Here is a 17,045-nt window from a genome sequence, read left to right on the forward strand (position 1 = left end):
TAGGCTCCTTTTTTGCTTTTTGTTAGCCACTTTTTTTACTATTGGATAAACGTACAATAGCGGGAGCAGGCCTTCTTCGATTACATATAAATAAGTAGCTGTGACGATAACGTTTTGCTTCTTTTTTAGCATCTGTCGCTAATGCCGCTACTTGATGACTATTTTTACACTGCTGCAGATCAGGCTCAACTAAACCTATCGATAATGTAAGTAAAGGTACAAACTGCTTTTCGCCCTCTCGATTAGTTGCCCAATACCCTTTTCCAGCAATATGCTCTGGCGTAAAAAACACGCGTGACTGTAGTTCAAATTGCGAGATAATAGTATTACAAATCTCCACCGCATCTTTTTTTTCAAACACCACCATAAAGTCATCGCCGCCAATATGCCCGACAAAATTAGCGCTGTGCGCACACGCTTTTACAGTCACATCGGCCAGAAGTTTTATTACGCTATCCCCACTGGCATAGCCATACAAATCGTTAAATTGTTTAAAGTGATTTAAATCGATGTAGGCTAGTGAAAATGGCTGTTTATGTTGCAGACGCTGCTCTATTACCTCACTAATTGCTACATTACCCGGTAACATGGTCAAAGGGTTAGCATGTTGAGCGTGGCGGATTTTTTCTGCTGTAATGTGCTTTAGTATGTCTCTGAGCGGTGCCAAGCCTAAATATTTATTGTTGCAGGTGATAACAATATGGCGACGAATATCAAAGTCTTGCTCTGTTATTTGCTGGGAGACAATATCAAGCATTTGATTTTCATCAACCACCAAAGGTTGTTTATCCATTAACTCAGTGACTTCACATTTATCATAAAGTGCATGCCCATAAGGCGCGGCAAACACTTCTGTTAGCTGATCTTTGTGTAACAGCCCTATTGGCTGCTGACTGCTATTTAATACCGGTAAGCTGATTATGCTTTTGTCTTGCTCAAAAAGTGCATGAGCTTCTTTACAACGCGTATGACTGCTAATAGCAGGCTGAGCAACAGCAAGCACACCTATTGCCATTGATTGTTCAAACTTTGAGGCGGCTTGGGTCGAAGTGAGCGATTGTAACTGTTTACAGTTGTAGTCATAACTTGGCTGTTGACTCGGTCTTTCTAACAAGAACCCCTGAACATGACTTATGCCTATACTTTTAACTAAATCTAGCTCTTCGGAACGTTCGATTCCCTCTGCAATCACCGCTGTATTTGTTGCCCGTGCTAACACCATAATTGATTTTAGAAATTCTTTTTTAACTTCGCTTTGATCGCAATGATCAATAAAGTAACGATCAATTTTTACAATATCTGGGCATAACTGCGACCATTGCTTTAGTCCTGAATAACCTGCACCGAGATCGTCAATAGCAATAGTAAAGCCTAGCTCTCGATAATGAGCGATGGTTTTTAACAGTAAAAAGCCATCATCTACTTTTTCTTGTTCAGTTACTTCAATCACCACTCGATTGGCAGCAAGACCAAACTGTTCAATTAAATGTAAGGTTTCGCCTTTAGGGTGGCTCGGATCGAGTAGAATTTTTGGGCTGACATTTAAAAATAACTTCCCTTGCAGACTGAGTTTTACAAAATTTTCAATGGCGCGAGAACGGCATAAAAGCTCAAGCTCTGAAATCAATTGGTATTTATGAGCCGCTTCGAATAGCTTATTTGGCATGGCTAATGGACCATTTTTAGGGCCACGGCTAAGCGCTTCATACCCAATAATAGATTGCTTAGCTATATCGAAGATAGGTTGGAACAAGGTTGTTATTGCTCCTTGTTGTAAAATTGATTCTAAGACTTGTCGTTGCTCAGTCACTACTAGCTCAAATAAAAATTTAATAAGAGCAATAAAATACCAACTGAGTATGACTATTATGTGACTTATATAGGAGGCAATAAAAAACCGCTCACTAGGAGCGGTTTTGTTTTAAGAATAATTTAATCTCAATTAAGGTATTGGATCTAAATCAGCGCCTTCTTTTTCAATCACTTCTGGTATTAAATCTTCTTTACTTACGCCCATGGCAATAGCCACCGAGCTGGCAACGTAAACTGAAGAGTAAGTACCAATAAACACACCAAATAGTAGTGCAGTAGCAAAGCCATGAATGGTTTGACCGCCCCATACAAATAACGCAATCAGTACTAAAATAGTAGTGATTGAGGTTACTAAGGTACGGTTAAGTGTTTGCGTAAGCGAGATATCAATAATTTCAATCGTGTCGTCAATGCGCACTTTGCGGAAGTTTTCACGAATACGGTCTGATACAACAATGGTATCGTTTAGTGAGTAACCTATCACGGCAAGTATTGCTGCCAAAATAGTTAAGTCAAACTCTAAACCAAGCACCGAGAATAAACCAATCGTAATGATTACATCGTGTAAAAGCGCGCCAACTGCGCCCACAGCAAAACGCCATTCAAAGCGAAACGCCACATAAATTAAGATACAAATAAGTGCAGTTAACATGGCAAGGCCACCCTGCTCTTTTAAGTCTTCACCTACGCTTGGACCTACAAACTCAATGCGGCGCATTACTACGCTATCATCAGCTTGTTTAAGGGCAGCAATTACTTGGTTACCAATTACTTCTGCTTTTACATCATCACCGCGAGGGGCTAAACGGACCAGTATTTCTTGGCTTGAGCCAAAAAGCTGTACCGATGCATCAGCAAAATCATTTTCAGCTAGTACATTACGTACTTTTTTCAGATCGGCTGGTTGCGAAAACCCCACCTCAACCGCTGTACCGCCGGTAAAATCTAAGCCGAAATTTAAGCCTTTAACAAAAAGTGACGTCAGCGACGCTATAATTAATAGCGTAGAAAAGCCCATTGCCACTTTTCGAAGAGACATGAAACGAAGGGTTTTTCCGCCCAATCTTAAAATTTGCATGTCTGCTCCTTAAATTGAAAGTTTATCAACACGTTTACCGCCAATAAATAGGTTGATAACCGCACGGGTACCTATAATTGCTGTAAACATAGAGGTTAAAATACCAATTGCTAGGGTTACCGCAAAACCAGCAACAGGACCGGTACCAACAGCAAACAAGATAATCGCCGCAATTAATGTGGTGATATTGGCATCAAAAATAGTACTAAAGGCGCTATCATAACCAAAATGAACTGCTTGTTGAGGGCTGCGGCCATCGGCTAGCTCTTCACGAATACGTTCAAATATAAGTACGTTCGCATCAACTGCCATACCAACAGTCAGTACAATACCAGCTATACCCGGTAAGGTAAGCGTTGCACCAGGAATTAATGACATAACACCAATAATAAGTACTAAGTTGGCAGCCAGTGCAATATTCGCAACAAGGCCAAAACCTTTGTAGTAAATAAGCATAAAGGCCAGTACAAACGCAAAGCCAAGAGCTACAGCGGTCATACCTGCTTCAATGTTTTCTTGACCTAGGCTTGGCCCAACCGTACGTTCTTCTACAATTTGAATAGGCGCAACCAGTGCACCCGCACGTAGTAGTAAACTTAAGTTATGTGCTTCAGCTGGGTTATCAATACCGGTAATGCGGAATGAACGGTCAAGACGCGCTTGAATGGTTGCTACGTTAATAACTTCTTCCACTTTAATTGGCGGAAGTGCTTTACCGTCACTGTCTTTTTTACCTGATGGCTTGTATTCAATAAACACGGTAGCCATACGTTTACCGATAGCACGCTTGGTAAAGGCATTCATTTTTGCCCCACCTTTACTATCGAGTTTAATGCTTACTTGTGGACGCTGGTACTCATCTGCACCTGACTGCGCACCAGTAATATGGCTGCCTTCAAGAATAATGCGTTTTTTTAGTACCACAGGATAACCATCACGGCTCATGATCATTTCAGTACCCGGTGGGATACGACCTTGAGCAGCGGCGCTTATGTCAGCATTTTCGTCAACCTCACGAAACTCAAGCGTTGCCGTAGCACCTAAAATTTCTTTAGCGCGAGCGGTATCTTGAATCCCTGGTAATTGCACAATAATACGTTCAGCACCTTGACGCTGTACGTTTGGCTCTGCAACCCCAATTTGGTTGATACGGTTACGAATAATAGTTTCGTTTTGCTTGATAGCATAGTCACGAATTTCTTTTAGCTTTAGCTCACTCATAGTGGCAAAGAATGCGTTATCGTTACTGCTATCATCAATGTAAACGTTTAATGGGTAACGGCTTTCTAAAAAGCGCTCTGCAGCGTCTTTATCTTCTTCGTTACGCATTTCTACACGCATGCGCTCAGAACCAGCTACGCGGCGCACACTCCGATAACGTAGTTTTTCTTCACGCAGGTCGCTACGGAAATCTTGCTCCATCTGCTCTAACTGATTATCCACCGCAGTGACCATATCGATTTCCATGGTGAAATGTACACCACCACTTAAATCTAGGCCTAACTTCATAGGATTACCGCCCAGCGACTTTAACCAAGCCGGTTGTGCAGGAGCCATATTAATCGCTGAGATATAATCGTTACTTAGCGAGTTACGCAGTAAGTCTTGTGCTTTTAGTTGGTCTTCAACATTTTTAAAACGAACAAGAATTTGCCCATCTTCAAGCTTTGTCGATTTAGCGCTTACGTTGTCTTTTTTGAGGATTGCGTTTACTTTGTCTACAACACTGAGGTCAACATCGGTGCCTTTAGCGCCAGAAACCTGTATGGCCGGATCGCGGCCATACAGGTTTGGTGAAGCATATAAAAGGCCAATGGCTAACACAGCTAAAACAAGTAAATACTTCCAAATTGGAAACTTGTTTAACACGGGGTCGTCCTTATTATTTTTATAGCGACTTCATTGTGCCTTTAGGCAATACAGCAGATACTGCTGATTTTTGTACTGTTACTTCTGCTTGCTCATTTAATGAGATCACGATGAAGTCTTTATCTTCAGCAATTTTTACGATTTTACCCACTAAACCACCTTGGGTTAGCACTTCATCGCCTTTTGCCATCGCACTCATTAAGCTTTTATGCTCTTTTACGCGCTTTGCTTGCGGGCGGTAAATTAAAAAGTAAAAAACCAAACCAAAAATCGCTAACATAATTAGCATTTCCATACCACCGCCTGCTGCAGGTGCACCAGCGCTTGCATGCGCGTTTGAAATAAATAAACTCATAATACTTCCTCTTTAATTTTTAAATTTTAATTTGTTGTATCAGCTAGCTCTGGCACTTCTTGGCCTCGGCGAGCGTAAAAATCGTGGACAAATGTCTCTAGTTGACCTTCGCTAATAGCATTACGCAAACCTTCCATAACACGTTGATAGTATCGTAAGTTATGGATAGTGTTTAGTCGTGCACCCAAAATTTCGTTACATTTGTCTAAATGATGCAAGTAGGCGCGCGAATAATTTTTACAGGTATGGCAATCACACTCTGGATCAAGTGGACCCGTATCTGTTTTATGCACTGCGTTACGGATTTTAATGGTACCCGTTGTAATAAATAAGTGACCATTACGTGCATTACGCGTTGGCATTACACAGTCAAACATATCAATACCACGACGAACCGACTCAACTAAGTCTTCTGGCTTGCCTACACCCATTAAATAACGTGGTTTGTTTTCTGGCATTTTATAAGCACAATGATCAAGAATATTAATCATTTCATTTTTAGGTTCACCAACCGATAAACCACCAAGTGCATAGCCATCAAAACCAATCTCTTCAAGGCCCGCTTGTGATTGTGCACGAAGCTCAGGATACATACCGCCTTGAATAATACCAAACAATGCTGACGGGTTGTCGCCATGCCCTTCTTTTGAGCGCTTAGCCCAACGAAGAGAAAGCTCCATAGAGTCTTTGGCTTCTTTTTCAGTGGCAGGATATGGCGTACATTCGTCAAATATCATCACGATATCTGAGCCAAGATCACGCTGCACTTCCATTGATTTCTCTGGCGACATCATAATTTGATCACCATTAACTGGCGATTGGAACATTACGCCTTCTTCAGTGATTTTACGCATTGCGCCAAGGCTAAATACTTGGAAACCGCCTGAGTCAGTAAGAATTGGGAAGTCCCAGTTCATAAAATCGTGTAAATCACCATGCTGTTTGATGATTTCAGTACCTGGACGCAACATTAAGTGAAATGTATTGCCTAAACAGATTTGTGCACCCGTTGCTTTAACTTCATCAGGTGTCATGCCTTTAACCGTGCCATAAGTGCCTACAGGCATAAACGCTGGTGTTTCTATTACACCTCGGTCAAAAATCAAGCGACCGCGGCGTGCTTTGCCATCGGTGCAGTCTAATTCAAATTTCATAATATCCTCTGTGTCGGAAAAACAGTCCAACAAGCTATAATTTAACCGCTCGATTCTACCCTTTTTACCACCCTATTACTATTAGCAGTGATAAATTCACTGTGCTTAGGAGTAAAATAAAAACCGATAACGCTGTAAATTATTTACGGGTCAAAAACATCGCATCGCCATAGCTAAAAAAGCGATACTGTTGTTCAATCGCAGTATTGTAAGCACCCATAATATTGTCTTGCCCTGCAAAGGCACTGACCAGCATAATTAGGGTTGATTCAGGTAAATGGAAGTTGGTGACCATGGCATCAACAACGTTAAATTGATAACCTGGGAAAATAAAAATATCGGTATCACCAAAGTAAGTATCTAACTTGCCGCCATGTATTTTTGCTGCCGACTCTAGTGAGCGAACTGAAGTTGTACCTACCGCAATCACACGCCCGCCTTTAGCTTTAGTGTTTGCAACCGCATCCACCACAGCTTGCGGTACTTCAATATATTCAGAGTGCATGATGTGCTCATCAACACTTTCAACCCTAACTGGCTGGAATGTACCTGCACCAACATGCAAGGTAACAAACGCCATTTGTACGCCTTTATTTTCAAGCGCAGCCATGAGTTTATCGTCAAAATGAAGGCCTGCGGTTGGTGCAGCTACGGCGCCTGGCTTTTCACCATATACTGTTTGGTATCGCTCTCGGTCCGCTTCATTATCTGGGCGATCAATGTAAGGAGGAAGCGGCATATGGCCAACATCATTTAAAATGTCGAGCACATTTTCACTGCGGTCAAACTCAAGCTCAAATAACGTATCGTGGCGTGCCACCATAATGGCTTTTGCTTTGCCCTCTAAAATGAGTACATTGCCCGGTTTTGGCGATTTACTAGCACGAATGTGCGCAAGAACCCGGTGTTCGTCTAATACACGCTCTACCAGCACCTCAACCTTACCTCCTGATTCTTTTTGACCAAACATACGCGCAGGTATTACTTTGGTGTTGTTAAAAACCAATAAGTCGTTTTCGTTAACCAGTTCAAGAATGTCACTAAATATTTTATGCTCAACAGCACCGCTCGGCCCGTCTAAGCTTAATAAACGGCTACTAGTTCTGTCTGCTTTTGGAAAACGAGCAATTAATTCATCAGGTAAGTCAAAGCTAAAATCAGCTACGCGCATTGTTAGAATTCCACATCATTTAAAATCGCGCCAAGTGTATATCTATACTTAAACAACCACAAGGTACGTGCTAAATTACACTATAATGGTATTGCTCAATAAACTTATTTATTAAATTAAGTCAATTATTACTACAAATAGATTTAAGATTGATCGTTAGATTTAAGGCCGCTCTATAATAAATACGCTTGTTCTTAGCACTAAATATCATTACTCTTATAGTTTTACGATCTGCATTTCTCGGAGTGGTACCTAAGTGGCAAAACAGCTTAAATTGCTAATATTAAATGCAAGTAATGATGAGCGCCAGACTATACGTGCCACGCTGGAGAGGCTTAGTGTGTTTGAGTTTATTGAAGCCTCAGACAGCCAAGATGCGTTAAAAATCTTAAAGAACCAAAGCGTAAATATAATCATAACCGGATTAGATGTAGGTAAAATTGATGGCTGGCGGTTTTCACGTATGATCCGCTCTGGTTTACTTAACACGCCGAAAAATACGCCTATTTTACTTATTCCGCCCATTTATTGTGAGCGTATCGCCGAAACTACCGCACGTAGCTATGGCATAGATGCAGTACTGCCTTTTGAACGCCAAGATATATTGCCGCAAATACTAGCAAATGTGCTGTCGAGTCATTTAGAAAAAAGCAGTCGCTTAAACCTGTTGTTATTAGAACCCTTTACCAGCAGAGCATACGACATGAGTGAACAATTAAAGCTTAACTTTGCAATTACTCATGTTACTAACGAAAAAGCCGCGCTCAGTGCCTATAATCAACAGCCGTTTGCTATCGTGCTACTCGATGCCACTGCAGCACAAGCTGAGAGTTCAAATCAATTAGTAGAAAAGATTTTGCAGCATAACCCTCAGCAAGCCATTGTTACTATTATTGATAAAAACGATGCTGATTACGCTGAGCAGTTATTACTTTCTGGCGTTACCGACTTTATTCGCGCCCCTTACGATCCCTCATTTTTAAATAAAGTCTGTGATCATGCAGCGCGTCGTGAAGATTTTATGGTGAGCTATGCTGAGTTTGCTAACAAAGTGCAGCAATTAAGCATTAGTGAAGTAAAATATCGTGACCTATTTTCAGCGCATCAGCGTATTTTATTGCACCTGAACACGGTTGTACTTGAACTAGACCAACAAGGAAGTATTCGCTTTATAAACCCGGCGTGGGAATCTCTAAGTGGTTTTGGAGTTAAGTCGTCCTTACAACAACCACTCACTGCGTTTTGTACCACAGAATATAAACAGTCATTACAATCAACCATTGATGATATTTTACAAGGTGGCGCGAACAAACAAAAAATAGAAGTTAAACTGAGCCAAAAAAATGGTAACTCAGTGTGGGTAGAATGTCGGCTTCAGTTAATAAAAAATAGCAGCAACAACGCCACTATCACCGCCACACTCGATAACATTCATGAGCGCAAACAAGCAGAGTTGCAATTGCGCCATTTAGCCCTGCATGACACCTTAACAGGGCTACACAATCGTTATTATTTTGACCAACAGCTTAACTATATTTGCCAGAGCGAAAACACCCATACAAATATTGAACACGCGCTTATTTATATTGACCTTGACCACTTTAAAATAATAAACGACAGCAAAGGCCACCAACAAGGTGACATTGTTTTAAAAGAAGTGGCGCAGCTATTTATTGCCAATATTAGTAATGAGCATCTAATCTGCCGTGTCGGTGGCGATGAGTTTGCGGTGATACTTAAAAATACCAATTTATTGGATGCACATTTAATTGCAGAAGGGATTTGTAGTGCCATTGAAGGCAACCAATTTAAATCTGAAGAGCAAATCTATTCAATTAGTTGCTCGATTGGTTTAACCCAAATTACCGCTGATAACTGCGATCCAAATGAATGCTTAAAGCAGTCAGATATTGCGTTATATATTGCTAAAAATTTAGGCCGTAACTTAGTACACTGTTATTCAAAACAAGATGGTGAGAATAATGCGCTGCAAACGGGTTTAGAGTGGGGCCATGGGGTACGTCAAGCACTCCAACAAGACAGTATAGAGCTTCATTATCAACCCATTTGGGATTTTAAAACAAATCAGGTTGCCTACTTTGAAGTACTGCTAAGGTTAAAGCTAGACGACGAACTTATTTACCCTAATCAATTTATTCCCTCATTGGAAATGCTCAACGATACCTTTTTAATGGACCAATGTGTTATTCGTAACAGCATTGCGAGTGTTGCTGCACATCCAGAGCTTCTTCAGATTGCAATAAACTTATCGGCACAATCATTTTTAGATGAACGTTTACTGCCATTAATAGAATCGACCCTTGAGAAGTATCAAGTGTCTCCTGCGAAAATTATTTTTGAAATAACCGAATCGGCCAGTATTAATAATTTAGCGGCGACACGAAAAATGATTGAACGACTAAATAATTTAGGTTGCCACTTTTCAATTGATGACTTTGGCACAGGATTTAGTACCTTTAATTACCTTAAACAATTACCAGCTCAACACGTAAAAATTGACGGCTCCTTTGTACGCGATATGCTTAATGACTCCATTGATTTAGCGCTAGTAAAGGCCATAAATGACATCAGTCGCTCACTAAATAAGCGCTCTGTTGCTGAATATGTAGAAACTGCAGAAGTGTTTTTTGCACTTAAAGAAATTGGTATCGACTATGGGCAAGGCTACTTTATTGCTCGCCCTGTACCAATTGACAAGGTACTGATTGAGTTAGAAAAAATTAAAAACAACCCTATTTTTTATCAAGACACCCTCACGTCACTATAAACATTAATAAACAAATTTAAGCAATTTATTACTTTCAAATTTGCCCATCTAACCTATACTTTGCTTATCGGCAGCACAATGTCATGAAAATTAAGTGATTACCTTGATTTTACGTGACATCTTTATTTCTTATCGTCTAGATGTCTATACTGTTAAAGGTGGACATAGGGGCATGAGGAGGACGTTTATGACGCAACTAATCACGTTATTATTGTTTATACACTTTGCTATTGCGCTTCAATGTTACAAGTATGCCCAGATTAAAGGCTACCCTGTAAAAACCTTCACAGTGCTTGGGCTGGTCCCGTACTTTAATGTTGTTGTATGGGTTTACTTACTATTTTTACCGCCGCTAGAGAGCTACCACAGCCAGCATAAGCAGCCTCTATAATTCCCCGTGTTATTTAGCGTATTAATTAAAATACGCTTTTTTTACCTATTTAAAATCAACACTACACTGCTTTTTCAAAAAGACCTCTAATTGTTGGCTAAACAATTTAAAGTCACGAATGCGCCCTGTTGTTTTACGCCACAATACACCAATATCGCGATAGGCATCACCTTGCGATGGCGTAGCTAGCATGTTTTTGTTTTCTAAAATACCTGCATTAATCGCCATTTGCGGTAAAAACGTCACGCCAAGTTTATACTCAACCATACTCAATAAAGTATGTAAGCTAGCCGCCTCAAAGGGATTTATACAGCTAGAGCGATTTAAATGGCACGCACTGAGCGCATGCCCTGTCATACAATGCTCTCGCTCAAGTAAAAATACACTGGCTTCTGGTAATAAATTAAAGTCTTCAATGCCTTTGGCTGGCGTGTAATCTTTATGGTGCACTAAACTAAAGTGATCTTGTGCTAATACTTGGGTATGAAATTTATCAGTTTCGTAAGGCAGCGCTAATAATGCTAAATCAATTTGCCCATGCTCTAACTTATCAAGCAACTTATCGCTGGTGTCTTCAATCAATACCAACTCTAAATCTACAAATGTTTGCTGACAAAAGTGATACAAAGGCGCTGCAATAAAGCTCGCAATCGTAGGAATAACACCAACCGTTAATGTACCACTAAGCGGTGTTAAAAAGCTTTTAGTTAACTCTTTTAAACTAATAGTATCGTTGATTATTTTTCTTGAACGCTCAACCACCTCTTCACCAATAGTGGTAAACATTAGGCTGCGATTTTCTCGCTCTATAAGCTGACATCCTAAAGTTTCCTCTAGGTTTTGAATCGCAGTACTGAGCGTTGACTGACCAATAAAACAGGCACTTGCTGCTCGGCCAAAATGTTGATGTTGATGTACTGCTAATAAATACTGCAGCTGTTTAATACTAGGGAGATTGGTCATGTTTCTTTCCACAAATAAAAAGACCCCAACACCAAGGGCATTGAGATCTTTTCAAGCTAAAAGTCTTTTAAGTACTTTTTATTAAACCCCAAAGGCGGTTCTTAGTACGTAGAAAATAACAATAGCAAGGGCAGCACCAACTGGCAATGTAATTACCCAAGAAACTACAATATTTCTTATTACACCCATGTTAAGTGCGGCAATCCCACGTGCCATACCTACACCCAACACAGCACCTACTAGGGTTTGTGTGGTTGAAATAGGTAAGCCTGTGCCCGATGCAATAACAACGGTAGAGGCAGCGGCTAATTCAGCAGCAAAACCACGGCTTGGTGTTAAATGAGTAATACCTTCACCAATGGTTTTAATTACTTTTTTGCCTAAAATAGCAAGACCGGCAACAATACCAAAACCACCTAGTGGTAATATCCACCAAGCAATAGCGGCTTTCTTAGCAATTTCACCGTTGTTTTCAACAATGTTTACAACTGCTGCTAGAGGTCCAATTGCATTAGCAACGTCGTTAGAACCATGGGCAAATGCCATACAACAAGCGGTTAGTACCATAAGTACCGCAAATACTTTTTCTACATTGTTAAACTGCATTTCTCTATCCGCTTTAGGATCGATATTTAAACGAGAAATAGCAATTTTACCGATAACAGCAACCAGTACCGCTATACCAATAGAAATAGCAAAACCTTCAACGGTACCTAAATTAATACCAATGTGCTTTAAGCCTTTCTTAATGGTCACTAGTGCCATAATAAAGCCAGCTAAACCCATGTATATTGGGACAAAGCGCTTTGCATTTTTAAGTGGAGCGTCGGTATCAAAAATCAGCTTTTGCGCACTCATAAATATTAAGTAAGCTATGAAACCTGATATCGCCGGCGTTACAATCCAGCTACCTACAATACCAGCAACTTTACCCCATTGAATAGCCTCAGTGCCCACAGCAACAAGAGCAAAACCAATGATCGCGCCAATGATTGAATGAGTAGTCGATACCGGCCAGCCTAAAAAGGAGGCCATTAATAACCAACTGCCCGCGGCAAATAAAGAAGCGATCATACCTAGAACCATCAGTTCAGGAATGTCGGCAAATGGGGCAGCATCAATAATTCCTTTACGAATTGTTGATGTTACTTCACCACCGGCTAAATAAGCACCTGCGAATTCAAAAATCATCGCGATAAAAATCGCTTGTTTAATAGTAAGTGCTTTTGAACCTACTGATGTACCCATCGCGTTGGCAACGTCGTTTGCGCCAATACCATAAGCCATAAAAAAGCCGACTGCTGCGGCAATTAAAATTAATACCGTGCCGTAAGATGCAATGATATCCATTGTGTAACCTTAATCTTTCGTGTTTGAACTGATTTTAAATTAACGAGCTAACATCAGCTCAAGACGTGATCCTACGCGCTCTGCAATATCTGCAAGCTCACCGACCCATTCAATGATTTTGTATAAAAACATCACATCAACTGGATTTAGCTCACTTTCTACTTTACGTAGCTGGCGGCGTATTCTAATTTGCATTTCATCCGTGTCTTGTTCTATGGCATCCAATTCTACGAGCATTTTTTCAACCAGAGTTACTTCCCTGCCTTTAAAGCCCGTTTCTAACAATTCTTCTAATTCATTGATCGCTTTAGATGCTTGTTTAGTTGCATCGACACAACGAGTGACATATGCCAAAAAGTCTTCTTGGATCTCTTTTGGTATGATCATTTCACGACCAATTACACGCCCAGCAATATCTTTTGCTTTGTTAGCAATTTTGTCTTGTTGGGTTACTAATTCGAGCAGATCTGTACGCTCTACTGGCATAAATAGCCCGCCAGGTAGTTGTAAACGTATAGTTCTTTTCATTTCATCAGCTTCACGTTCTAAATTACGAATGGTTAAACGTAGCTCTTCTGCTTGTTGCCACTCTTCTTTAAAAACATGATTAAAAAAAGGTATCAAACTTTCGCTAGCTTGATGAGCCTTCCTGATGTGTTCTTCTATTGGTTTTATAGGGGATTTAGCAAAAACACCTAAAAAATTTGTTGGCATAACTGACCCTTTAATCAATTCAATATGCTGTTCAGCCTGAATTTTACAGCATTAAGCTAGATTGTGAACGCTTTTTCTCATTCAATTATTTACAAAAAATAAAAAAGGCAGTGTATTACTGCCTTTGATATTTTTTGGTTATTCGTATCACTACAGTGATTTTTCAATATCTTCTTGAGATGTATGACGAATATCTTTGCCGTTTACAAAATAAATGACATATTCAGCGATGTTTTGACAACGATCGCCGATACGCTCTAATGAGCGAACAGACCATACTAAATCCATAATTTTTGGAATTGAGCGCGGATCTTCCATCATGTAGGTCATTATTTGACGAGTAATTGCTTCATACTCTCTATCTACTTTAGCATCCTCTTTATGCACTTCAAATGCGCGTTGCACATCCATACGTGCAAATGCATCTAAAACGTCATGCAACATTTTAGATACTTGGCGACCCATATTTTCAATGTTTACTAATAAATCTTGTTGATCCTTAGTAAATGAGTCTAGTGCAACTTTAGCAATTCGCTTAGCTTCATCGCCAATTCTTTCTAAATCAGCAATGGTTTTTGCTATTGCAATTACTAAACGCAAATCACTGGCTGCAGGTTGGCGCTTTGCAATAATACGGGTGCAATCTTCATCAATACTGACTTCCATTGCATTAACTTTATAGTCGTTTTCACGTACTTTTTGTGCTAATACAGCATCGTTTTGGCTTACTGCATCAAGCGCACTATTAAGTTGTTGCTCAACTAATCCACCCATACTTAGTACATGGTTACGAACATCTTCTAGCTCTTGATTAAAACGACCAGAAATATGTTTATTAATGTTGTGTTCCATAATGACCTTCTTTAATAATTCATTGCTTTCGCGTTTTAACCCGACTAGCCGTAACGACCAGTAATATAATCTTCTGTTTTTTTCTTCGTAGGCGTCGTAAATAAAGTATTAGTATCTGAATACTCAATCAGCTCACCCATATACATAAACGCTGTTTGATCAGAAACACGAGCCGCTTGTTGCATGTTGTGAGTAACAATAACCACGGTAAACTTATTCTTTAAATCATTAATTAGCTCTTCGATTACTAAGGTTGAAATCGGGTCGAGTGCTGATGTTGGTTCATCAAGTAGTAATACCTCAGGCTCTATCGCAATAGAGCGGGCTATAACTAAACGTTGCTGCTGACCACCCGATAAACCAAATGCGCTATCGTGCAGTCGGTCTTTTACTTCATCCCAAAGAGCCGCACCACGTAGCGATTGCTCTACCACTTCATCTAGCTTACGCTTTTCTTTAATGCCTTGCAGGCGAAGGCCGTAAACCACATTCTCATAAATTGATTTTGGAAATGGGTTTGGACGCTGAAACACCATGCCGACATTACGACGAAGGGCTGCAACATCAACGCTTTTATCGTAAATATTCTGTCCATGCAGCATGATTTCGCCTTCAATACGACAAATATCAACCAAGTCGTTCATGCGGTTAATACAACGTAATAAGGTTGATTTACCACAACCTGACGGGCCGATAAATGCTGTTACTTGGCCTTTAGGAATATTCATATTTACTTTACTCAGTGCTTGTTTATCACCGTAGTAAAGGTCGAGATCTTTAATTTCTAGCGCTTTTTGTTCGTCTGTTAAATTATTTAAATCTAACTTCAAGCTTGGCTTTGCTTGGTTTACTTTTGGAGCGACTGTAATCATGTTTGTTACCTATACTAAATTAATGCTCAAGCGATCTGAATTTTTCACGTAAATGGTTACGTATACCAATGGCTGTGATGTTAAGGGTAATAATAACCGACACTAACAAAAAGGCCGTTGCATATACCAGCGGACGCGCCGCTTCAACGTTCGGACTTTGAAAGCCAACATCGTAAATATGAAAACCTAAGTGCATGAACTTTCTGTCTAAATGTATATATGGGAAGTTACCATCAAGCGGTAACGTTGGCGCCATTTTTACCACACCCACCAGCATAAGCGGTGCAACTTCACCCGCAGCACGAGCAACCGCTAAAATTAATCCCGTCATAATTGCAGGGCTGGCCATAGGAATAATGATTCGCCATAGCGTTTCTACCTTAGTCGCACCCAGTGCTAATGAACCATCGCGTACTGTACTAGGAATACGAGATAAACCTTCTTCGGTTGACACTATTACCACAGGCAACGTTAATATAGCCAAGGTAAGTGCCGACCACATCACGCCAGGAGTACCAAATACAGGGGTAGGCGATGACTCAGGATAAAATAATTGGTCAACACTACCACCAACCATATAAACAAAGAAACCTAAGCCAAATACGCCGTATACAATAGACGGAACACCCGCCAAGTTAATAACCGCAATACGGATCATTTTAGTAATTGCGTTTTTAGCCGCATACTCATGTAAGTAAATAGCAGCAACCACGCCAAATGGCGTTACAATCACAGCCATTAACATCACCATAAATACCGTACCAAAAATAGCAGGAAATACGCCACCTTCGGTATTGGCTTCACGTGGGTCATCTGAAACAAACTTACCTAACTGCACAAAGTAATGACCTAGTTTAGCAAAAAAGCCCATGTCGTTTGGAAACCATACGTCCAACACTTGATATAGCGGGATTGTAACAACCTCACCACGCATATCTTTTACGATTACTTGGTCACGTTTAGCTTGTTTACGCAGTGCAAATAGCTCTTTTTCTAATTCGCCATATTTCGTACGTAAATCAGCACGCGCTTGAGCAAGTTCAGCAACACGCTCGTCGGTTAGCTCATTATCAAGCAAATAGGCTTTTTCCTGTAAACGTAAACGCTCTAGCTCATAGTTAATATGCCCTATGTCGCCATTTTGCAAATCAAGCGCTTCGTCGTTTAAGTCAACCGCACGCTCTACAAGGTCATGTAAGGTTTCAACTTTATCAGCTGTTACCGTTTCGCCATCTTTAATGACGCTCTCTACATACCCATAAAAGTTACCGTTTTTACTACGCTCAAACACCGCGAGCGCTTTGGGCGCTGAACTTTGTTTAATATCGGTTTCGAGTATCCAGCGAAAATCTAAATCAACATACTCACGGTTACCTGTTTTAATCAGTAAACGCTCAACCTCGTCTTTTTCAAATTTAGAAACATCAATACCCGTTGCCGCTAAGCGCGACTTAGGTACTAATTCACGGTCATAAATTTCACCAATAACGGTTTGCTTAGCAATTGAACCTTCAAGCTCATACTGCATAACTTGAGATGGCCAAAAAAAGCTTAGTCCCTTCCATGCAATCATGGCGAGTAAACCAATTACTGAAATTAAACTGATGCTGACAGCACCACCGGTCATCCAAATCCAAGGAGAACCAGACCTAAACCACTGCTTTACCATGTCGTGT

14 protein-coding genes are annotated in these 17,045 nt (G+C 40.4%); 2 read left to right on the forward strand and 12 right to left on the reverse strand.

What is annotated here, in order from left to right:
- Nucleotides 1–22 precede the first annotated feature (22 nt).
- From FLM47_RS13660 to queA, 6 genes are all read right to left on the reverse strand, one after another.
- Entirely contained in the window at nt 23–1,810 is a 1,788-nt protein-coding gene (locus FLM47_RS13660) for a bifunctional diguanylate cyclase/phosphodiesterase (protein ID WP_138606583.1), read from the reverse strand.
- Between the two features lie 132 nt (nt 1,811–1,942).
- Nucleotides 1,943–2,890, reverse strand: coding sequence for a protein translocase subunit SecF (secF, locus tag FLM47_RS13665; protein ID WP_178956651.1), 948 nt, complete (start codon nt 2,888–2,890; stop codon nt 1,943–1,945).
- 9 nt (nt 2,891–2,899) lie between these two features.
- A complete protein-coding gene (gene secD, locus FLM47_RS13670) occupies nt 2,900–4,759 on the reverse strand; it encodes a protein translocase subunit SecD (RefSeq protein WP_010391748.1) in 1,860 nt (619 codons plus the stop codon).
- A 19-nt stretch (nt 4,760–4,778) separates the two neighbouring features.
- Nucleotides 4,779–5,114 (reverse strand): preprotein translocase subunit YajC, encoded by a 336-nt coding sequence (yajC, locus tag FLM47_RS13675; protein ID WP_010391747.1) that lies wholly within the window; start codon nt 5,112–5,114, stop codon nt 4,779–4,781.
- A 26-nt stretch (nt 5,115–5,140) separates the two neighbouring features.
- Nucleotides 5,141–6,268, reverse strand: coding sequence for a tRNA guanosine(34) transglycosylase Tgt (gene tgt / locus FLM47_RS13680; RefSeq protein ID WP_054202633.1), 1,128 nt, complete (start codon nt 6,266–6,268; stop codon nt 5,141–5,143).
- A gap of 139 nt (nt 6,269–6,407) precedes the next feature.
- Nucleotides 6,408–7,439 (reverse strand): tRNA preQ1(34) S-adenosylmethionine ribosyltransferase-isomerase QueA, encoded by a 1,032-nt coding sequence (queA, locus tag FLM47_RS13685; RefSeq protein ID WP_138606589.1) that lies wholly within the window; start codon nt 7,437–7,439, stop codon nt 6,408–6,410.
- Between the two features lie 256 nt (nt 7,440–7,695).
- Between queA and FLM47_RS13690 the strand changes: the two genes are divergently transcribed.
- Together FLM47_RS13690 and FLM47_RS13695 are read left to right on the forward strand one after the other, a co-directional pair.
- The gene (locus FLM47_RS13690; protein ID WP_178956652.1) at nt 7,696–10,227 is read left to right on the forward strand and encodes an EAL domain-containing protein; all 2,532 of its coding nucleotides are present in this window, start codon (nt 7,696–7,698) and stop codon (nt 10,225–10,227) included.
- A 187-nt stretch (nt 10,228–10,414) separates the two neighbouring features.
- Nucleotides 10,415–10,618, forward strand: a complete 204-nt coding sequence (locus FLM47_RS13695) for a hypothetical protein (RefSeq protein ID WP_010391740.1) — start codon at nt 10,415–10,417, stop codon at nt 10,616–10,618.
- A gap of 45 nt (nt 10,619–10,663) precedes the next feature.
- Here the strand turns inward: FLM47_RS13695 and FLM47_RS13700 are convergent, their stop codons facing one another.
- The 6 genes from FLM47_RS13700 to pstA form a co-directional block, all read right to left on the reverse strand.
- Nucleotides 10,664–11,581 carry a hydrogen peroxide-inducible genes activator gene (locus tag FLM47_RS13700; protein ID WP_010391738.1) on the reverse strand — a complete coding sequence of 306 codons (918 nt, stop codon included), beginning with the start codon at nt 11,579–11,581 and terminating at the stop codon, nt 10,664–10,666.
- An 81-nt stretch (nt 11,582–11,662) separates the two neighbouring features.
- Nucleotides 11,663–12,931, reverse strand: a complete 1,269-nt coding sequence (locus FLM47_RS13705) for an inorganic phosphate transporter (RefSeq protein WP_138606597.1) — start codon at nt 12,929–12,931, stop codon at nt 11,663–11,665.
- Between the two features lie 39 nt (nt 12,932–12,970).
- A complete protein-coding gene (locus FLM47_RS13710) occupies nt 12,971–13,645 on the reverse strand; it encodes a TIGR00153 family protein (RefSeq protein WP_008114817.1) in 675 nt (224 codons plus the stop codon).
- 150 nt (nt 13,646–13,795) lie between these two features.
- Nucleotides 13,796–14,497, reverse strand: coding sequence for a phosphate signaling complex protein PhoU (gene phoU, locus FLM47_RS13715; RefSeq protein ID WP_010391735.1), 702 nt, complete (start codon nt 14,495–14,497; stop codon nt 13,796–13,798).
- Nucleotides 14,498–14,541: 44 nt separating this feature from the next.
- The gene (gene pstB / locus FLM47_RS13720) at nt 14,542–15,369 is read right to left on the reverse strand and encodes a phosphate ABC transporter ATP-binding protein PstB (RefSeq protein ID WP_008114812.1); all 828 of its coding nucleotides are present in this window, start codon (nt 15,367–15,369) and stop codon (nt 14,542–14,544) included.
- Nucleotides 15,370–15,388: 19 nt separating this feature from the next.
- Complete coding sequence (pstA, locus tag FLM47_RS13725) at nt 15,389–17,038, reverse strand: phosphate ABC transporter permease PstA (protein WP_178956653.1); 1,650 nt, start codon at nt 17,036–17,038, stop codon at nt 15,389–15,391.
- Nucleotides 17,039–17,045: the final 7 nt, after the last annotated feature.

It is taken from the genome of Pseudoalteromonas sp. Scap06, from assembly GCF_013394165.1.
In the GTDB taxonomy this organism is placed as follows: domain Bacteria; phylum Pseudomonadota; class Gammaproteobacteria; order Enterobacterales; family Alteromonadaceae; genus Pseudoalteromonas.